Raw genomic sequence first — 19042 nt, 5'->3', positions numbered from 1 at the left:
GAGGGCGCAATCTGCCGGGAGAACGTCCTGGCATCAGGATAATCAGGGCGCGAAACGTGTGGGAGCGGGCTTGCTCGCGAAGGCGGAGTATCAGTCGGCATCAATTTTGAAGGGGCTGGCCTCTTCGCGAGCAAGCCCGCTCCCGCATGGGTTGTGCTTAACTGACTGGCATCAGGCATCAGGCCTGTTTTAGTCGCCGGTTAGCCGCAAGCCTTCATGTCGACGGGGCCGACAAACTCGTTGCCGCGACCCATCACGCACGCCACGCTCTGGTTGCGCTGACGTTCCCAGGCCTGAACCGGGTAGGTCTTGTCCCAGGCTTCGTATAATTGGCGATCCTGTTTCGAAAGGCGCAAGCCGTACTGCTTACTCATGTAGAAATACGTCCGGGCGATCATGCCGCGAATGGAAGGGCGGGGCATGACCTTCTTCGCCTTGAAGTCTACTTGAGTCAGGCACGAGCCGTACTGGCCCGATTGAACGGGCAGCCAGCCGAAACTGAAATTGCTGCGATCGCCATTCACCTCGCCGATGCTTGGCACCAGATTGTGCAGGTCGGCCTCGGCTTTTTGATAGGTCGGGTCGTAGCGCGTGCAGTTCTTGCGACCGCCTTGTTGCCAGCACTCGCGTTGATGGCCGATCTGCCAGGCCGGGACAATGTGCTCCCACTCGATGCGCGAGGCGCGCTTGGCGTTTTTGCGTGGCACATAACCACATGCGGCGAGATTCACACGGTTGCCGGTGTATTTGCAGCCGCAATAAAACTCGGTGGATTGCGGAGCGTACAGCTTCCAGGCGACTTTCTTGGCTTCGTCGAAGGTACGTGGGGCGCCAGCCTGGGCGCCGAGGGTGATGAGCAAAAACAGTAAAGCAGACCAGCGGACACTCATCGACTCAATCTTCCTTCGGCACTACCCAGAAAATCTGCACACCGCCATCGTCGCGATGGGCGAGGGTGACGTTGTCGTTCTCGTCGATTTCTTCGAGCAGGCGTTCCCACTCATCCACGGGTTCGTCCGGAAGACGGAAGATCAGCGCTGCTTTGGCTTTCTGGGCGGTGGGGGAATTGATGATTTTCTGAACGCGCATACCCAGGCGTTCATAGGTGTCAGGAGAGTCAGAGGTAGTGGCCACGGAATTATCCTTATTTAACTGTACGGGCATACAGTATTTAACTGTAAGCATTTTCGCAACTGCTTAAAGTTCAAGAAAATCCTCTGACAGTAGTTTTTCCGTTTGATGTAGGGCGGTGGGAAGTTTTTTGTCGGAAGAGGTCGTGAGCCGCTCGCCAAGGCTGGCGAGTGGTAAGCGTGGTGCCCAACCGGAACAGGTCGGGCGAGGGCGAGGGCGAGTCAGTATTCCCAGAACATCCGTTGCAGCTCTTTGCCGTTGAGCAAGTCGCCTTGCGATATCGAAAATCAGTGCTAAAGAAACCCGCACACAGGTCGATGCTCCTTCAAGGATTTTTTCTCAAGGAGTTCACATGTCGTTTACCATCGGTTTTCCCAATGCAGGTGCTATCACTATCGCGGGCAAGTCCCCGGCGACCATCAACGCCTTGAGTGAAGCGACCTCCGACGCCTCTGCCCAATCGCTGGGTGAAGAGAAGGACAGCGACAACCAGGTCAGAACCGGTGGCGGTGCAGGGGCTCAGGGCGAAACCAAATCCGAGAAAACCAGCAGTCAAAGTATTGCGGTGCAGGTGCTGCTCAAGCGCATGCAGGAACTGCAGCAGCAACTGCGCGAACAGCAGCAACAACTGGCAGCCGCTCAAGCCGCGAATTATCCGACCCCGGAAGCCAAGTCCACCGCTGTCATGACGATACAGGGGCAAATCGCCAATACCAGCGGGGCGCTCGCGCAAGTGACGGGCAGTTTGGTGAAAGAGCTGGCCAAGGATTCCAGCAGTGGCGGTCTGGTCAGCACCACGGCGTGAGGTAAAACGGTTGGTTTTTGCCAACCGAGACACAGAACGGGTCGTTGACAAAACTCGACAGGGTTCGCATAGTTCGGTCTACGCAAACGTTTGCGTGGTCGCCGTCGATGGCCTGATCCATTGATGATCCAGCGCAAGCGTTGCTCAGAATAATCATAAGATCGGAGTGAACCCATGAAGCTGCCATTCGCTGGACGTCTTCTCGCTGTCGCTATGCTGGCGGCCGCATCCGCCGCTTTACCTGTCTCTTCGGCGTTCGCCGAAACCCCTGAAAAACCTAAAGTCGCACTGGTCATGAAATCCCTGGCCAACGAATTCTTCCTGACCATGGAAGACGGCGCCAAGGCCTACCAGAAAGACCACTCCGGCGACTTCGAACTGATCTCCAACGGCATCAAGGACGAAACGGATACGGCTGGCCAGACGCGCATCGTCGAGCAAATGATTTTGTCCAAAGTCAATGCATTGGTCATTGCCCCGGCTGACTCCAAGGCCATGGTCCCGGTCATCAAGAAAGCAGTCGATGCCGGCATCACCGTGATCAACATCGATAACCAGCTGGACCCGGCCGTCGTCAAAAGCAAAAACATCACCGTTCCGTTCGTAGGTCCGGACAACCGCAAAGGCGCACGCCTGGTGGGTGAATACCTGGCCAAAGAACTGAAGGCCGGTGATGAGGTCGGCATCATCGAAGGCGTTTCCACCACCACCAACGCCCAGCAGCGCACGGCGGGCTTCAAGGATGCGATGGAAGCGGCGCAGATCAAAGTCGTGTCCCTGCAGTCTGGCGATTGGGAAATCGACAAGGGCGGCAAGGTAGCCTCGGCGATGCTCAGCGAATACCCGAACATCAAAGCCCTGCTGGCCGGCAACGACAGCATGGCTGTCGGCGCGGTATCTGCCGTACGTGCAGCGGGCAAGGCCGGCAAGGTGCAAGTGGTCGGTTATGACAACATCAATGCGATCAAGCCAATGCTCAAGGACGGTCGCGTCCTGGCCACCGCCGACCAGTTTGCTGCCCGGCAAGCGGTGTTCGGCATCGAGACCGCGCTGAAAATCATCAAAGGCGAGAAAGTCGACAGCGGTACCAACGGCGTCATCGAAACCCCAGTAGAGCTGGTTACCAAGTAGTCCTTCTGGCGACACAACGGTGCTCGCCTCTTGAGGCGAGCACATGGAGAGTTTTTATGTCCGTTTGCGCCCCGAACGCTGTCCTCTCGGTCAGCGGTATCGGCAAGACCTACGCCCAACCCGTCCTGACCGGCATTGACCTGACGCTGATGCGCGGTGAAGTGCTGGCGCTGACCGGCGAGAATGGCGCCGGTAAAAGCACGCTGTCGAAAATCATTGGCGGACTGGTCGAGCCGACCACCGGCCAGATGCAATTCCAGGGGCAGGATTACCGTCCCGGCAGCCGGAGCCAGGCCGAAGAGCTGGGCATCCGCATGGTCATGCAAGAACTCAATCTGTTGCCGACGTTGTCGGTGGCGGAAAACCTGTTCCTCGACAACCTGCCCAGTCACGGTGGCTGGATCAGCCGCAAGCAATTGCGCAGGGCGGCGATCGAGGCCATGGCCCAGGTCGGCCTCGACGCCATCGACCCGGACACCCTGGTCGGTGAGCTGGGTATCGGCCACCAGCAAATGGTGGAGATCGCCCGCAACCTGATCGGCGATTGCCATGTGCTGATCCTCGACGAGCCGACCGCGATGCTCACGGCCCGTGAAGTCGAAATGTTGTTTGAGCAGATCACTCGCCTGCAGGCTCGCGGCGTGTCGATCATCTACATTTCCCACCGCCTTGAAGAACTGGCGCGGGTGGCCCAGCGCATCGCGGTATTGCGCGACGGCAACCTGGTCTGCGTCGAGCCGATGGCCAATTACAACAGTGAGCAACTGGTCACCCTGATGGTCGGCCGTGAATTGGGCGAACACATCGACATGGGGTCGCGCAACATCGGCGCACCAGCCTTGACGGTCAAAGGGCTGACTCGCTCCGACAAAGTCCGCGACGTGTCCTTCGAAGTGCGCGCCGGCGAGATTTTCGGGATTTCCGGTTTGATCGGGGCAGGGCGCACCGAGTTGCTGCGCCTGATCTTCGGTGCCGATACAGCCGACAGCGGCACCGTCGCGCTAGGGGCGCCGGCTCGGGTGGTGAATATTCGTTCGCCGGCCGACGCGGTCGGTCATGGCATCGCGCTGATCACCGAAGATCGCAAGGGCGAAGGCCTGCTGCTGACGCAATCGATCAGCGCCAACATTGCCCTGGGCAATATGCCGGTGATTTCCAGCGGCGGCTTCGTCAACAACGCTGACGAGATGGCGCTGGCCCAGCGTCAGATCGACGCCATGCGCATTCGCAGCTCCAGCCCGACGCAATTGGTCTCGGAGCTGTCCGGCGGCAATCAGCAGAAAGTCGTGATCGGTCGCTGGCTGGAGCGCGACTGCACAGTGTTGCTGTTCGACGAGCCGACCCGTGGCATCGACGTCGGCGCCAAGTTCGACATCTATACGTTGCTCGGTGAGTTGACCCGTCAGGGCAAAGCGCTGGTGGTGGTGTCCAGCGACCTGAGGGAATTGATGCTGATCTGCGACCGCATCGGTGTGCTGTCGGCAGGGCGTCTGATCGACACCTTCGAGCGTGACAGCTGGACCCAGGATGATTTGCTTGCCGCCGCTTTCGCCGGCTACCAAAAACGTGATGCGTTGCTCAACGAAGCAGCGCCTAGGGATCTTCCATGAATACTGCAACTCTGGTCGGCAAACGTAGCGGCAATTTTTATGGCCTCGGCACTTACCTGGGCCTGGCCGGTGCCTTGCTGGCGATGGTCGCGCTGTTCTCGGTGCTGAGCAGCCATTTCCTGTCTTACGACACCTTCAGCACCCTGGCCAACCAGATTCCCGATTTGATGGTGCTGGCGGTCGGCATGACCTTCGTATTGATCATCGGCGGAATCGATTTGTCAGTCGGTTCAGTGCTGGCGCTCGCGGCGTCGACGGTCAGCGTGGCGATCCTCGGCTGGGGCTGGAGCGTGTTGCCGGCGGCGTTGCTGGGTATGGGGGCTGCGGCACTGGCTGGCACCCTCACCGGTTCGATCACCGTGGCGTGGCGGATTCCGTCGTTCATCGTGTCCCTCGGGGTGCTGGAAATGGCGCGGGGGCTGGCGTATCAGATGACCGGTTCGCGCACCGCGTACATCGGTGATGCGTTCGCTTGGCTGTCCAACCCGATTGCATTCGGCATCTCGCCGTCATTCATCATTGCCTTGCTGATTATCTTCATTGCCCAGGCCGTGCTGACGCGTACGGTGTTCGGTCGTTACCTGATCGGCATCGGCACCAACGAAGAGGCGGTGCGTCTGGCAGGGATCAATCCGAAGCCCTACAAGATCCTGGTCTTCAGTCTGATGGGGCTGCTGGCCGGTATCGCTGCGCTGTTTCAGATTTCTCGCCTGGAAGCGGCGGACCCGAATGCCGGTTCCGGTCTGGAGCTGCAAGTGATCGCCGCGGTGGTGATCGGCGGCACCAGCCTGATGGGCGGGCGCGGTTCGGTTATCAGCACGTTCTTCGGCGTCTTGATTATTTCCGTACTGGCGGCCGGTCTGGCGCAGATCGGCGCGACCGAACCGACCAAACGCATCATCACCGGTGCGGTTATCGTGGTGGCGGTGGTGCTCGATACTTATCGCAGTCAGCGCGCAAGCCGGCGGACCTGAGTCATGGCAACGATCAAGGATGTAGCGGCACTCGCGGGCATTTCCTACACCACGGTTTCCCATGTGGTGAACAAGACGCGGCCGGTCAGTGAGGAAGTGCGGATCAAGGTCGAGGCGGCAATCAAAAGCCTCGACTACGTGCCCAGCGCCGTGGCCCGCTCGTTGAAAGCGAAAACCACCGCGACCATCGGCCTGCTGGTGCCCAACAGCCTCAACCCTTACTTCGCCGAGTTGGCCCGTGGCATCGAGGATTACTGCGAGCGCAACGGCTATTGCGTCATCCTCTGTAATTCCGACGACAACCCGGACAAGCAGCGTAGCTACCTTCGCGTACTGCTGGAAAAACGCATCGACGGTTTGATCGTTGCGTCTGCCGGTGGTGACAGCGGCCTGGCTGAAGGCCTGGCGGGCGTGCGCACGCCGATGGTGATCGTCGACCGTGATCTGGAAGGCGTCGATGCGGACCTGGTGCGTATCGATCACGAATACGGCGCCTATCTGGCGACCCGGCACTTGCTGGAGCTGGGGCATCGGGACATTGCCACGATTGGCGGGCCGGCGAGTACCAGCGTGGCGCAGATGCGTCTGGCCGGATATTGCCGCGCCTTGAAAGAGGCGGGCGTCGAAGTGCCGCGCGAGCGCATGCTGGAAAGCGATTTCACCAGCACCGGCGGTTACAACGCCGCTGCGATCCTGCTGGAAAGGAATCCGCCCAGTGCGATCTTCGCCGGTAACGACATGATCGGCATCGGTGTGTTGCGCGCCGCTGCCGAGCGCAATATTCGCGTGCCCACCGAGCTGTCGGTGATCGGTTTCGACGATATCCAGATGAGCCGTTATGTCTATCCGGCGTTGACCACCGTGGGCCAGTCGATCCTGCGGCTTGGCGAGATGGCGGCCGAGGTGCTGCTGCGCCGGATTGCCGCGCCGGATCTGGCGACCGATCAGCGCATCGTGACGCCCAGTATTGTCCTGCGAGAATCGACCGCGCCGCTGGCCGGTGTGTTTGACCAATACCGCTGAAATCGAATTGATGAGTAGTGATGTATGCCAGCAAAAGTAGTGGTAATAGGCAGCCTGAACATGGACCTGGTGACCCGGGCGCCACGGCTGCCCCGTGGTGGTGAAACGCTGATAGGCCAGTCGTTTTCCACGGTTTCCGGTGGCAAGGGCGCGAACCAGGCCGTGGCCGCGGCGCGTCTGGGGGCGCAGGTGTCGATGGTCGGTTGTGTCGGCAGTGATGCCTATGGCGACGCGCTGCGCGGAGCGTTGTTGGCCGATCAGATCGATTGCCAGGCAGTCAGTACTGTCGAAGATTCCAGCGGTGTGGCGTTGATCGTGGTCGATGACAACAGTCAGAACGCGATTGTGATTGTTGCCGGCGCCAATGGTGCGCTGACCCCCGAGGTGATCGACCGTTTCGACAGCGTGTTGCAGACGGCGGATGTGATCATCTGTCAGCTGGAAGTGCCGGATGTCACGGTCGGCCATGCCTTGAAGCGCGGCCGTGAGCTGGGCAAAACCGTGATCCTCAATCCGGCGCCGGCCAGTCGCCCGCTGCCAGCGGATTGGTACGCGGCCATCGATTACCTGATCCCCAACGAAAGCGAAGCCTCGGCCTTGAGCGGTTTGCCCGTGGACTCCCTGAGCACTGCCGAAATCGCCGCGACCCGGTTGATCGCCATGGGTGCCGGCAAAGTGATCATTACCCTCGGCGCTCAGGGATCGCTGTTTGCCAATGGCACACGCTTGGAGCATTTCCCGGCGCCGAAAGTGAAGGCGGTCGATACCACTGCGGCCGGTGACACGTTTGTCGGTGGTTTCGCCGCGGCCCTGGCGGCCGGCAAAGGCGAGGCCGAGGCGATCCGTTTCGGTCAGGTCGCCGCTGCGCTGTCGGTCACCCGGGCCGGCGCGCAACCTTCGATTCCCACCTTGTCTGACGTACAGGCCTTTAAAACACCATGAAAAAGACACCTTTGCTCAACGTCGCGCTGTCGCGGCTGATCGCGTCTCTGGGCCATGGCGACATGATCGTGATCGGCGATGCCGGTCTGCCCGTACCGCCCGGCGTCGAATTGATCGATCTGGCCTTGACCCACGGCATTCCGGATTTCGTCAGTACCTTGAAAGTCGTGCTCAGCGAAATGCAGGTCGAAAGCCATGTGCTGGCCCATGAGATTCTGGACAAGAAACCGTCGGCCTTGAGCACACTGGATGAACTGAATGCCGAAGGCGCGGTTGGCCGGCGCGAACTGCTCGGTCATGAGCAATTCAAAGCGCTCAGCCGACAAGCACGGGCGATTGTTCGTACAGGCGAATGTCAGCCGTACTGCAACATTGTGTTGGTGGCTGGCGTAACGTTCTAACTTTCCGTTCTTCCCACGCACAAGGAGTGCGCTATGCACCGCTATGCCCAGAAACTGCACCACCTGCTTCGGAGTCTGCTGCTTTTGTCCCTGATTACTGCAACAAGCGCCCAGGCAGCGGAAAAGATCGACTTGATCATCGACACCGATCCGGGGGCCGACGATGTGGTCGCCTTGCTGTTTGCCCTGGCCTCGCCGGAAGAACTGAACATTCGTGCACTGACCACCGTCGCTGGCAACGTGCGCCTGGACAAGACCTCGCGTAACGCGCGTCTGGCCCGCGAATGGGCGGGCCGCGAAGAGGTGCCTGTTTACGCGGGCGCACCGAAACCGCTGATGCGCACGCCGATCTATGCCGAGAACATCCACGGCAAGGAAGGCCTGTCGGGTGTCACCGTGCATGAGCCGAAGAAAGGCCTGGCCGAAGGCAGCGCGGTCAACTATCTGATCGATACCCTGAAAGCCGCCAAACCCCACAGCATCACCATCGCCATGCTCGGGCCACAGACCAACCTGGCCCTGGCGTTGATCCAGGAACCTGAAATCGTTCAGGGCATCAAGGAAGTGGTGATCATGGGCGGTGCGCACTTCAACGGCGGCAACATCACCCCGGTGGCCGAATTCAACCTGTTCGCCGACCCACAGGCGGCGGAAGTGGTGCTGAAAAGCGGCGTCAAGCTGACTTATTTGCCGCTGGACGTGACCCACAAGATCCTCACCAGTGAAGCGCGCCTGAAGCAGATCGCCGCTCTGAACAACAATGCCAGCAAACTGGTGGGCGATATTCTCAACGAATACGTCAAGGGCGACATGGAGCACTACGGTATTCCGGGAGGCCCGGTGCATGACGCCACGGTCATCGCTTACCTGCTCAAACCGGAGCTGTTCACCGGTCGTTCGGTCAACGTAGTGGTTGATAGCCGCGAAGGGCCGACCTTTGGCCAGACCATTGTCGACTGGTATGACGGCCTGAAGGCGCCGAAGAATGCCTTCTGGGTTGAAAATGGCGACGCTCAGGGCTTCTTCGACCTGCTGACCCAGCGGCTGGCTCGCCTGAAGTAAGCCGTATGCCCCGCAGGTGCCCGCCTGCGGGGTTTTTACGCTTACTCGGTTTCTGTTGCGCCCATATAGTCGGCGGGGTACTTCTCGAGTACCTGTGCGATGAAGGTCTGGGCGGCTTGCGTCCCCAGTTCCTTGACCAGCAAATCGATACCAATGATTGCCAACTCTTCCGGGGTGCCCGGGCTGTAAGAGCTGTGGCCCTGTGGCCACTTGATAGTGATGTTGGCGTCGATGCTTACGGTGGTCATGATGGCGCTCGTGAAATCGAGATGTCTGAGTGTCGAGTTAACCATTTTGCGGGACGTTTGGCACTCCGACTTAGGCATGAAGGGAGGGCTATGCGACACTTGGTCTTTGACGAATTTTCAAGGACTGTGCTGTGCAGATCGATTTGAACACTCCTGACGGCTTGACCCTTGAGGCGGTGCGTCAGCTACTGGCCTCTGCCAGCGATGATGAGCACACCCAGCTGCGGGTCACCAAGGGCGGCATCGCCTACATTTCGTCGGGTGTCGTGGGCGGTACTGATATCGACGGGCTGCTGTTTCGCCTGGAAACATGGGCCAAGGGCTCGGGTTATGTCGGATTGGTCGCGGCCAGCGACGAAGTCTGGGTCATGCAGATATTTAATGCGCTGAAAGAAAACTGGCCGAATCCGCCGTTCGACTACATCGACGTCTATTGAGCGCTGTTCATATTTAGTCACGATTGCGGGATGAACGGCAGGGTGATGCTCAGGCAAACTCGCCGCTTGTCCAGGCCGAGGGCAGGGTGATAGCGCCGGTCTTGAAACCAAACACCAAAATGGCGGTCGCACGATCTCAGCTTAACTATTGAAAAAAGGAGGCTTCATGCCTTGGAAGCTCGCGTCATTGGGTACTTTGTTGGCTGCCACGCTGCTGGCTGGTTGCAGCAGTACGTCCACCGAGTCGGTAAAGGACCCGGTGGCGACCGATACCGGCCACAGCCGTTGTGAAGCAAAGGCTGCCGAATTCACCCTTGGCAAAAAGGCTTCGCCCGAACTGCTGGAGCAGGCACGCACCCGTGCAGGCGCGCAGAATGCCCGGTTCCTCAAGCCCGATGACATGGTGACCCTGGAGTACCGCTCCGATCGCCTGAACCTGAACACCGATAACAACCTGGTGGTCACTCGCGTCAACTGCGGCTGATTGCTGCAGGCTTTTGTTTCATCCATAAAAAAACCCCGTCACATGGACGGGGTTTTTTAGTGCGCCAGAAAATTACTCTGGGCGAACTTGTGCAGCTTGCATACCCTTTTGGCCTTTCTCAGCCACGAAGGAAACGGTTTGGCCTTCTTTCAGGCTTTTGAAACCGTCGCTTTCGATAGCTTTGAAGTGTACGAACAGGTCGTCACCGCCACCTTGAGGAGTGATGAAGCCGAAGCCTTTTTCATCGTTGAACCATTTAACGGTGCCGGTTTGGCGATTAGACATGGTGTATCTCCAAGAAACATATATTTTCAGTAGTACTGTGCTGCTCAGGCCAACTGGGCACACCGGAGTATCATAGTCGAAATGTTCGCTTTGGGAGCCCCCCGGCCGTGCTGTTTGCCCTGCAGTCGCGTTCTCTTTGTTGCTATGTGTGGCTGAAAGCCCCGTTTTAAAAGGCTTTCAGCCGAAAGTAAAGACAATAAAAAAAGCTGTAAAACCTGCATATTTTGTACGAAAAAGCTGTTTTCAGAGGCTTTTCATCAGCTCTCAAGGCCTTCAAAGCGTTCTGTGGGGCTTATTTTTTCGCCTTCTCATCGGCTTTGCAGGAGGCAATTTTAGTCAGTGCTTTTTGTTTCAGTGCGTCACTGGCGGTGTTGTCCATCAATGACTGGATGTCGCTGGCCGGGTACGATTTGATCGCATCAGCACCGCATGCACAGTGAGCTTTTGCAGCCGCAGCGCCAATCTGCGGGGAAGCAGCTTGTGTGCACTGCGCCATGTACTTCTCGCGCTCGCCCTTCGGCCAGTCGGCATGAGCAGTCAGCGGCAGCAGCAGGACGACGGGTGCGACGACGGCAAATAAACGATTCAGACGCATGCTGAGATGCTCCTTTTGGGTCAATGTCTTTTATCTGATGGGTGACGCGGGGTTCAAGTTCAGCACTCTGGCATAAAAAGCCTGATTTGCCCCAGCAGAAAACCCCGGTGCATCGACGACCGTTCATCTGTGCTAGCATGCCCTGCTCGGGCGTTTGCAGGCTCCGGATGACCTTCAGTCCCGGTAGCGGCAGAGGCGCGAATAACCCTGATTTGAATCCCAGTCACTCTGGTTCGGTTTTCCGGTTGGCCGCAAGGCTCCTGCCGCTGTAAGGCAGGCGTTCGTTATTGAATGGCCTGGACCGGATCTTGTACTGGCTCATCCCAACCCACGTGACCTTTGGTAGGGGTCACCACTAGGAGAGGAGGCGCCATGCCAACTATTACTCTTCCCGATGGCAGTCAACGTTCATTCGATCACCCGGTTTCCGTAGCCGAGGTCGCCGCATCCATTGGTGCCGGTCTGGCCAAGGCCACCGTGGCCGGCAAGGTCAATGGCAAGCTGGTCGACGCCAGCGATATCATCGACAGCGATTCCTCGCTGCAAATCATTACGCCAAAGGATGAAGAGGGGCTGGAGATCATTCGCCACTCTTGCGCCCACCTGGTTGGCCACGCGGTCAAGCAGTTGTACCCGACGGCCAAGATGGTCATCGGCCCGGTCATCGAAGAAGGCTTCTATTACGACATCGCCTTCGAGCGTCCTTTCACGCCCGACGACCTGGCCGCCATCGAACAGCGCATGCAGCAGCTGATCGAGAAAGATTACGATGTGATCAAAAAAGTCACTCCGCGCGCCGAAGTGATCGAAGTGTTCAAGGCCCGCGGCGAAGACTACAAGCTGCGTCTGGTCGAAGACATGCCGAACGAGCAGGCCATGGGCCTGTACTATCACGAAGAATACGTCGACATGTGCCGTGGCCCGCACGTGCCGAACACGCGCTTCCTGAAATCCTTCAAGCTGACCAAGCTGTCTGGCGCCTACTGGCGTGGCGATGCCAAGAACGAGCAATTGCAGCGCGTTTACGGCACCGCATGGGCGGACAAGAAGCAGCTGGCGGCTTACATTCAGCGCATCGAAGAAGCTGAAAAACGCGATCACCGCAAGATCGGCAAGCGCCTGGGCCTGTTCCACACCCAGGAAGAGTCGCCGGGCATGGTGTTCTGGCACCCGAACGGCTGGACTCTGTACCAGGTGCTCGAGCAGTACATGCGCAAGGTTCAACGCGACAACGGTTATCTGGAGATCAAGACTCCACAAGTCGTTGACCGCAGCCTGTGGGAGAAATCCGGGCACTGGGCCAACTACGCCGACAACATGTTCACCACCCAGTCGGAAAACCGCGACTACGCCATCAAGCCGATGAACTGCCCTTGCCACGTGCAGGTGTTCAACCAGGGCCTGAAAAGCTACCGCGAGCTGCCAATGCGTCTGGCCGAGTTCGGTGCCTGCCACCGTAATGAACCGTCGGGTGCGCTGCACGGCATCATGCGCGTTCGTGCCTTCACTCAGGACGATGCTCACATCTTCTGTACTGAAGAGCAGATGCAGGCCGAATCCGCCGCGTTCATCAAGCTGACCATGGACGTTTATGCCGACTTCGGCTTCAAAGACGTCGAGATGAAGCTGTCCACTCGTCCGGAAAAACGCGTTGGTTCCGACGAACTGTGGGATCGCGCCGAAGCTGCACTGGCTGCAGCCCTTGATAGCGCTGGCTTGCCGTACGATTTGCAGCCAGGCGAGGGCGCGTTCTACGGTCCGAAGATCGAGTTCTCGCTGAAAGATTGCCTCGGTCGCGTCTGGCAGTGTGGTACCCTTCAGCTCGATTTTAACCTGCCTGTCCGTCTGGGAGCCGAATACGTCTCCGAAGACAACAGTCGCAAGCACCCGGTGATGTTGCACCGGGCGATCCTGGGTTCCTTCGAGCGCTTCGTCGGAATTCTGATCGAGCACTACGAGGGTGCATTCCCTGCGTGGCTGGCGCCGACCCAGGCAGTGATTATGAATATCACTGATAAACAAGCCGATTTTGCCGCCGAGGTTGAAAAAACTCTCAACGAAAGCGGGTTTCGTGCCAAGTCTGACTTGAGAAATGAAAAGATCGGCTTTAAAATCCGCGAGCATACTTTGCTCAAGGTTCCCTATCTCTTGGTTATCGGAGATCGGGAAGTCGAGATGCAGACTGTCGCTGTGCGTACTCGTGAAGGTGCTGACCTGGGCTCGATGCCCGTCGCCCAGTTCGCTGAGTTTCTCGCGCAAGCGGTTTCCCGGCGTGGTCGCCCAGATTCGGAGTAATTATTATTAAGCGTGAAATGAGACAAGATAAACGAGCTGCACCGAAAGCCCCGATCAACGAGAATATCTCGGCACGCGAGGTTCGGTTAATTGGGGCTGAAGGTGAACAGCTTGGGATTGTGTCAATTGAAGACGCGCTTCTTAAGGCTGAAGAGGCCAAGCTGGATCTGGTGGAAATTTCCGCCGATGCAGTACCCCCTGTTTGCAAACTGATGGACTACGGCAAATCGATCTTCGAGAAGAAGAAGCAGATTGCCGCAGCCAAGAAAAACCAGAAGCAGATTCAGGTTAAAGAAATCAAGTTTCGTCCAGGGACGGAGGAAGGGGATTACCAGGTAAAACTGCGCAACCTGGTACGTTTCCTGAGTGACGGGGACAGGGCCAAGGTATCCTTGCGATTCCGCGGCCGTGAGATGGCCCACCAGGAGCTGGGGATGGAACTCCTCAAGCGAGTTGAAGGTGACTTGCTCGAGTACGGTTCGGTCGAACAGCATCCTAAGATGGAAGGACGCCAGCTGATCATGGTCATCGCCCCGAAAAAGAAGAAGTAATCAACAGGGCACGGCAGGCCTTCTGATTATGTTTATCAACTGAATGCGGAGTATCCGAACATGCCAAAAATGAAAACGAAAAGTGGTGCTGCTAAGCGGTTTTTGAAAACTGCTAACGGTATCAAGCACAAGCACGCTTTCAAGAGCCACATCCTGACTAAAATGTCGACCAAGCGTAAGCGTCAACTGCGCGGTAGCAGCTTGCTGCATCCGTCTGACGTGGCAAAAGTCGAGCGCATGCTGCGCCTTCGTTAATTTTAGTCAAGAATAGAGGAAGTAACTCATGGCTCGTGTAAAGCGTGGCGTCATTGCCCGTAAACGTCACAAAAAAATTCTGAAACTTGCTAAAGGCTACTACGGCGCTCGCTCGCGCGTATTCCGTGTTGCCAAGCAAGCGGTAATCAAGGCAGGCCAATACGCCTACCGTGACCGTCGTCAGAAAAAACGTCAGTTCCGCGCTCTGTGGATCGCTCGTATCAACGCTGGTGCACGTATCAACGGTCTGTCCTACAGCCGTTTCATCGCCGGCCTGAAAAAAGCGTCCATCGAGATCGACCGTAAGGTTCTGGCTGATCTGGCAGTGAACGAAAAAGCGGCGTTTGCTGCGATTGTCGAGAAAGCTAAAGCCACCTTGGCTTAAGTACCCCCGACAGTCACCCGGCCTCACCTCTGTGGGGTCAGGTGTTAAACGTCATAAATAGGGGAAGAGCCTTCAAGCTCTTCCCCTATTTTGTATCTGGAGTCTGTACATGGAAAACCTGGACGCGCTCGTCTCTCAAGCACTAGAGGCTGTGCAAAGCGCTGAAGATATCAATGCCCTGGAGCAAATCCGGGTTCACTACCTTGGCAAAAAGGGTGAATTGACTCAGGTGATGAAGACCCTGGGGAATTTGCCGGCAGAAGAGCGCCCGCAAGTCGGTGCGCTGATCAACGTTGCCAAGGAGCGTGTCACAGAGGTTCTCAATGCGCGCAAGGCACTGTTTGAAGAGGCTGATCTGGCCGCCAAACTGTCTGCCGAGTCCATTGACGTGACCCTGCCTGGCCGTGGCCAGACCTCGGGTGGTCTGCATCCGGTTACTCGCACTCTGGAACGTATCGAACAGTTCTTCACTCACATCGGCTACGGCATCGCCGAAGGCCCTGAGGTCGAAGACGACTACCACAACTTCGAAGCGCTCAACATCCCAGGCCATCACCCGGCCCGGTCGATGCATGACACCTTCTATTTCAATGCCAACATGTTGCTGCGCACCCATACCTCGCCGGTACAGGTTCGCACCATGGAATCGAAACAGCCGCCGATCCGCATCGTCTGTCCAGGCCGTGTGTACCGTAGCGACTCCGATATCACTCACTCCCCGATGTTCCACCAGGTCGAAGGCCTGCTGGTCGACCGCGATATCAACTTCGCCGACCTGAAAGGGACCATCGAAGAGTTCCTGCGCGTGTTCTTCGAAAAAGAACTGGCTGTGCGTTTCCGTCCTTCGTACTTCCCGTTCACCGAGCCATCCGCCGAAGTCGACATGGAATGCGTGATGTGCAGCGGTAAAGGTTGCCGTGTCTGCAAGCAGACTGGCTGGCTGGAAGTCATGGGCTGCGGCATGGTTCACCCGAACGTGCTGCGTATGTCCGGGATCGACCCGGAAGAGTTTTCGGGCTTTGCCTTCGGCATGGGCGTTGAGCGTCTGGCCATGCTGCGTTACGGCGTGAACGACTTGCGTCTGTTCTTCGACAACGACTTGCGGTTCCTCGCGCAATTTCGCTAGTCGTAACGAATTCTTAGGAGAGCAGGATGAAATTCAGTGAACAATGGCTGCGTGGCTGGGTAAGCCCGCAGGTAAATCGCGACGAGCTGGTTGCTCGTCTGTCGATGGCCGGTCTTGAGGTCGATAGTGTTACGCCGGCCGCCGGTGAATTCAGTGGCGTGGTGGTGGGTGAGGTGCTGAGCACCGAGCAACACCCGGACGCCGACAAGTTGCGTGTTTGCCAGGTCAGCAGTGGCGCGGAAACTTTCCAGGTCGTATGCGGTGCGCCCAACGTGCGCCCGGGCCTGAAGATCCCGTTCGCCATGATCGGTGCCGAACTGCCGGGCGATTTCAAAATCAAGAAAGCCAAGCTGCGTGGCGTTGAATCCAACGGCATGCTGTGCTCCCAGGCCGAACTGCAAATCGGCGAAGGCAACGACGGCCTGATGGAATTGCCGGCCGATGCGCCGGTCGGTCAGGACATTCGTGAATACCTGAGCCTCGACGACGCCAGCATCGAGGTCGACCTGACCCCGAACCGCGGTGATTGCCTGTCGCTGGCCGGTCTGGCCCGCGAAGTCGGTGCGCTTTATGCCGCCCCGGTGGTTCGCCCGGCCATTGCCAGCGTTCCTGCCGTACACGACGAAGTGCGTTCGATCGAAGTGCTGGCGCCAAACGCTTGCCCGCGTTACCTGGGTCGTGTGATCCGTAACGTTGACCTGTCCAAACCTACACCACTGTGGATGGTCGAGCGCCTGCGTCGTGCCGACGTGCGCAGCATCGACGCCGCCGTCGACATCACCAATTACGTGATGCTGGAACTGGGTCAGCCGCTGCACGCCTTCGATCTCGCCGAAATCAATGGCGGCATTCGCGTGCGCATGGCCGAAGAAGGCGAGAAGCTGGTGCTGCTCGACGGTCAGGAAGTCAGCCTGCGTAGCGATACGCTGGTGATTGCCGACCACACCCGCGCCTTGGCTATCGCCGGCGTCATGGGCGGCGAGCACAGCGGCGTCAACACCGCGACCACGCGCGATATTTTCCTGGAAAGCGCGTTCTTCGACCAGATTGCCGTCGCTGGCAAGGCTCGTTCCTACGGCCTGCACACCGACGCTTCGCACCGCTACGAGCGTGGCGTGGACTGGAAGCTGGCCCGTGAAGCCATGGAGCGCGCCACTGGCCTGCTGCTGGAAATCACCGGTGGCGAAGCCGGCCCGATCGTCGAAACCGTCAGCGAGCAGCACCTGCCGTCGATCGCGCCGATCACCCTGCGTGCCCAGCGCATCACCCAGATGTTGGGCATGGAAATGGATTCGGTCGAAGTCGAGCGTCTGCTCAGCGCTTTGGGTCTGACCATTTCTGCCGATGGGGCAGGGCAGTGGCGCGTAGAAGTGCCAAGCTTCCGTTTCGATATCAGTCTGGAAGTTGACCTGATCGAAGAGCTGGCCCGCCTGTACGGTTACAACCGCCTGCCGGTTCGTTACCCGCAAGCCCGTCTGGCGCCACAAGCCAAGGCTGAAGCGCGCAGCGATCTGCCAGAGCTGCGTCGTCTGCTGGTGGCCCGTGGTTATCAGGAAGCGATCACGTACAGCTTCATCGATCCGAAACAATTCGAGTTGTTTAATCCGGGTGTCGAGCCGCTGCTACTGGCCAACCCGATTTCCAACGACATGGCTGCGATGCGTTCGTCCCTGTGGCCGGGTCTGGTCAAGGCACTTCAGCACAACCTGAACCGCCAGCAGGATCGCGTCCGCCTGTTCGAAAGCGGCCTGCGCTTCGTCGGTCAGCTGGAAGGCTTGAAGCAAGAGCCGATGCTGGCCGGTGTGGTATGCGGTAGCCGCCTGCCGGAAGGCTGGGCACAAGGTCGCGATGTCGTGGATTTCTTCGACGTCAAAGCCGATGTGGAAGCGGTGCTTGGCTTCGCCGGTGCGCTGGACTCGTTCACGTTCGTGCCAGGTAAACACCCTGCGTTGCACCCGGGTCAAACCGCGCGCATCGAGCGTGATGGTCGTTTGGTAGGTTATGTCGGCGCCATCCACCCTGAATTGTCGAAAACCCTCGGTCTCGACCGTCCGGTCTTCGTTTTCGAGCTGGTTCTGGCCGAAGTGGCTTCGGGCAAAATGCCTAAATTCCAGGAGTTATCGCGCTTTCCTGAAGTGCGTCGTGACCTTGCACTGCTGGCGGACAAAGACATTGCGGCCACTGCCGTACTGGACGTAATCCGTGAAAATGCAGGCGAATGGCTAACGGACCTCAGGCTATTTGACGTGTATCAGGGTAAAGGCATTGATCCGCATAGAAAAAGCCTTGCAGTTGGCTTGACCTGGCAGCATCCATCGCGCACTCTTAATGACGATGAGGTGAATACCACGACGCAAAACATCCTCACCTCGCTCGAACAAAGGTTGAACGCCACGTTAAGGAAGTGACGTATGGGGGCTTTGACGAAAGCTGAGATGGCGGAACGTCTGTATGAAGAGCTGGGCCTGAACAAGCGGGAAGCCAAGGAATTGGTCGAACTGTTTTTTGAAGAAATCAGGCACGCTCTTGAAGACAACGAACAAGTCAAATTGTCCGGTTTCGGCAATTTCGACCTTCGGGACAAACGCCAGCGACCTGGCCGCAATCCGAAAACGGGAGAAGAAATCCCGATCACGGCTCGCCGTGTGGTCACCTTTCGTCCAGGGCAGAAGTTGAAGGCCCGAGTTGAGGCTTATGCTGGAACCAAGTCATAACGACGAACTACCCGTCATCCCGGGCAAACGCTACTTCACCATTGGTGAAGTCAGCGAGCTGTGTGCGGTAAAGCCGCACGTGCTGCGCTACTGGGAGCAGGAGTTTCCTCAACTCAACCCCGTCAAACGCCGCGGAAACCGCCGGTATTATCAGCGCCAGGACGTGCTGATGATCCGGCAGATCCGCGCGCTTCTTTACGATCAGGGGTTCACCATCGGCGGCGCGCGCCTGCGTTTGTCCGGCGATGAAGCCAAAGACGACACCACCCAATACAAACAAATGATCCGCCAGATGATCGCGGAGCTGGAAGATGTTCTGGTAGTCCTCAAGAAATAAATTCCTGCTTTTAAATACTTCCAGTTTTCAAAAGCTTGCGATATATTCTTGAGCGTTCCTCGAGATGAGGAACAGAGTCAACGCCTAGTCGGGGCGTAGCGCAGTCCGGTAGCGCACTAGCATGGGGTGCTAGGGGTCGAGTGTTCGAATCACTCCGTCCCGACCATATTTCGTAAGGGGATCAAGCACTTAGCGGCTTGATCCCCTTTCTCGTTTCAGGTCTGCGCAAAACCCGCGCAAAACTGGCGCAA

At 58.0% G+C, this 19042-nt stretch carries 23 protein-coding genes and 1 tRNA gene; 19 read left to right on the top strand and 5 right to left on the bottom strand.

Annotated features, from left to right (window positions below; all coding sequences use genetic code 11):
- Positions 1-200: 200 nt before the first annotated feature.
- Entirely contained in the window at positions 201-890 is a 690-nt protein-coding gene (locus LOY38_RS19900; protein WP_258696715.1) for an endonuclease I family protein, read from the bottom strand.
- Positions 891-894: 4 nt separating this feature from the next.
- Positions 895-1185 carry a DUF1654 domain-containing protein gene (locus LOY38_RS19895; RefSeq protein ID WP_258696714.1) on the bottom strand — a complete coding sequence of 97 codons (291 nt, stop codon included), beginning with the start codon at positions 1183-1185 and terminating at the stop codon, positions 895-897.
- 298 nt (positions 1186-1483) lie between these two features.
- Between LOY38_RS19895 and LOY38_RS19890 the strand changes: the two genes are divergently transcribed.
- The 8 genes from LOY38_RS19890 to LOY38_RS19855 all read left to right on the top strand — a co-directional run bounded on the left by LOY38_RS19890 (position 1484) and on the right by LOY38_RS19855 (position 9079).
- Entirely contained in the window at positions 1484-1936 is a 453-nt protein-coding gene (locus LOY38_RS19890) for a hypothetical protein (protein WP_258696713.1), read from the top strand.
- Between the two features lie 174 nt (positions 1937-2110).
- Positions 2111-3067 (top strand): sugar ABC transporter substrate-binding protein, encoded by a 957-nt coding sequence (locus tag LOY38_RS19885; protein ID WP_258696712.1) that lies wholly within the window; start codon positions 2111-2113, stop codon positions 3065-3067.
- A 56-nt stretch (positions 3068-3123) separates the two neighbouring features.
- Positions 3124-4677 carry a sugar ABC transporter ATP-binding protein gene (locus LOY38_RS19880; protein WP_258696711.1) on the top strand — a complete coding sequence of 518 codons (1554 nt, stop codon included), beginning with the start codon at positions 3124-3126 and terminating at the stop codon, positions 4675-4677.
- Positions 4674-5651: an ABC transporter permease gene (locus LOY38_RS19875; RefSeq protein ID WP_258696710.1), complete on the top strand. Its 978-nt coding sequence runs from the start codon at positions 4674-4676 to the stop codon at positions 5649-5651. The genes LOY38_RS19880 and LOY38_RS19875 overlap by 4 nt, the downstream gene beginning before the upstream one ends.
- A 3-nt stretch (positions 5652-5654) precedes the next feature.
- Positions 5655-6674 carry a LacI family DNA-binding transcriptional regulator gene (locus tag LOY38_RS19870; RefSeq protein WP_258696709.1) on the top strand — a complete coding sequence of 340 codons (1020 nt, stop codon included), beginning with the start codon at positions 5655-5657 and terminating at the stop codon, positions 6672-6674.
- Positions 6675-6698: 24 nt separating this feature from the next.
- The gene (gene rbsK, locus LOY38_RS19865; protein WP_258696708.1) at positions 6699-7616 is read left to right on the top strand and encodes a ribokinase; all 918 of its coding nucleotides are present in this window, start codon (positions 6699-6701) and stop codon (positions 7614-7616) included.
- The gene (rbsD, locus tag LOY38_RS19860; protein ID WP_258696707.1) at positions 7613-8017 is read left to right on the top strand and encodes a D-ribose pyranase; all 405 of its coding nucleotides are present in this window, start codon (positions 7613-7615) and stop codon (positions 8015-8017) included. Before rbsK ends, rbsD begins: the two co-directional genes overlap by 4 nt.
- Before the next feature lie 33 nt (positions 8018-8050).
- Positions 8051-9079 (top strand): nucleoside hydrolase, encoded by a 1029-nt coding sequence (locus LOY38_RS19855; protein ID WP_258696706.1) that lies wholly within the window; start codon positions 8051-8053, stop codon positions 9077-9079.
- 41 nt (positions 9080-9120) lie between these two features.
- On the opposite strand, the gene LOY38_RS19850 is transcribed toward LOY38_RS19855, so the two are convergent.
- The gene (locus tag LOY38_RS19850) at positions 9121-9327 is read right to left on the bottom strand and encodes a hypothetical protein (RefSeq protein WP_258696705.1); all 207 of its coding nucleotides are present in this window, start codon (positions 9325-9327) and stop codon (positions 9121-9123) included.
- 131 nt (positions 9328-9458) lie between these two features.
- Here LOY38_RS19850 and LOY38_RS19845 point away from each other — a divergent pair, with 131 nt between their 5' ends.
- Both LOY38_RS19845 and LOY38_RS19840 read left to right on the top strand, forming a co-directional pair.
- Entirely contained in the window at positions 9459-9764 is a 306-nt protein-coding gene (locus LOY38_RS19845) for a hypothetical protein (RefSeq protein WP_258696704.1), read from the top strand.
- Between the two features lie 166 nt (positions 9765-9930).
- Positions 9931-10248, top strand: coding sequence for an I78 family peptidase inhibitor (locus LOY38_RS19840; RefSeq protein WP_258696703.1), 318 nt, complete (start codon positions 9931-9933; stop codon positions 10246-10248).
- A 72-nt stretch (positions 10249-10320) separates the two neighbouring features.
- Here the strand turns inward: LOY38_RS19840 and LOY38_RS19835 are convergent, their stop codons facing one another.
- Positions 10321-10533: a cold-shock protein gene (locus tag LOY38_RS19835; protein ID WP_003179963.1), complete on the bottom strand. Its 213-nt coding sequence runs from the start codon at positions 10531-10533 to the stop codon at positions 10321-10323.
- Positions 10534-10825: 292 nt separating this feature from the next.
- Entirely contained in the window at positions 10826-11128 is a 303-nt protein-coding gene (locus tag LOY38_RS19830; RefSeq protein WP_258696702.1) for a hypothetical protein, read from the bottom strand.
- Between the two features lie 372 nt (positions 11129-11500).
- On the opposite strand from LOY38_RS19830, the gene thrS reads away from it, so the two are divergent.
- The 9 genes from thrS to LOY38_RS19785 all read left to right on the top strand — a co-directional run bounded on the left by thrS (position 11501) and on the right by LOY38_RS19785 (position 18957).
- Entirely contained in the window at positions 11501-13423 is a 1923-nt protein-coding gene (gene thrS / locus LOY38_RS19825; protein ID WP_258696701.1) for a threonine--tRNA ligase, read from the top strand.
- Positions 13423-13974 (top strand): translation initiation factor IF-3, encoded by a 552-nt coding sequence (gene infC, locus LOY38_RS19820; protein ID WP_172435341.1) that lies wholly within the window; start codon positions 13423-13425, stop codon positions 13972-13974. The genes thrS and infC overlap by 1 nt, the downstream gene beginning before the upstream one ends.
- A 60-nt stretch (positions 13975-14034) precedes the next feature.
- Complete coding sequence (rpmI, locus tag LOY38_RS19815; RefSeq protein ID WP_002553160.1) at positions 14035-14229, top strand: 50S ribosomal protein L35; 195 nt, start codon at positions 14035-14037, stop codon at positions 14227-14229.
- Positions 14230-14257: 28 nt separating this feature from the next.
- Positions 14258-14614: a 50S ribosomal protein L20 gene (rplT, locus tag LOY38_RS19810; protein ID WP_007905879.1), complete on the top strand. Its 357-nt coding sequence runs from the start codon at positions 14258-14260 to the stop codon at positions 14612-14614.
- A 109-nt stretch (positions 14615-14723) separates the two neighbouring features.
- Positions 14724-15740: a phenylalanine--tRNA ligase subunit alpha gene (gene pheS, locus LOY38_RS19805; protein WP_007905876.1), complete on the top strand. Its 1017-nt coding sequence runs from the start codon at positions 14724-14726 to the stop codon at positions 15738-15740.
- 26 nt (positions 15741-15766) lie between these two features.
- The gene (pheT, locus tag LOY38_RS19800; protein WP_258696700.1) at positions 15767-18148 is read left to right on the top strand and encodes a phenylalanine--tRNA ligase subunit beta; all 2382 of its coding nucleotides are present in this window, start codon (positions 15767-15769) and stop codon (positions 18146-18148) included.
- Positions 18149-18151: 3 nt separating this feature from the next.
- Positions 18152-18454, top strand: coding sequence for an integration host factor subunit alpha (gene ihfA / locus LOY38_RS19795; protein ID WP_002553164.1), 303 nt, complete (start codon positions 18152-18154; stop codon positions 18452-18454).
- Positions 18435-18791, top strand: coding sequence for a MerR family transcriptional regulator (locus LOY38_RS19790; RefSeq protein ID WP_003179985.1), 357 nt, complete (start codon positions 18435-18437; stop codon positions 18789-18791). Before ihfA ends, LOY38_RS19790 begins: the two co-directional genes overlap by 20 nt.
- 89 nt (positions 18792-18880) lie before the next feature.
- A tRNA-Pro gene (locus LOY38_RS19785) sits at positions 18881-18957 on the top strand.
- Positions 18958-19042 lie beyond the last annotated feature (85 nt).

The sequence above is a fragment of the Pseudomonas sp. B21-015 genome, assembly GCF_024749285.1.
Classification (GTDB): domain Bacteria; phylum Pseudomonadota; class Gammaproteobacteria; order Pseudomonadales; family Pseudomonadaceae; genus Aquipseudomonas.
The sequence above is the reverse complement of the archived record's forward strand: the minus strand, read 5'-3'. Positions and strand labels throughout refer to the sequence as shown.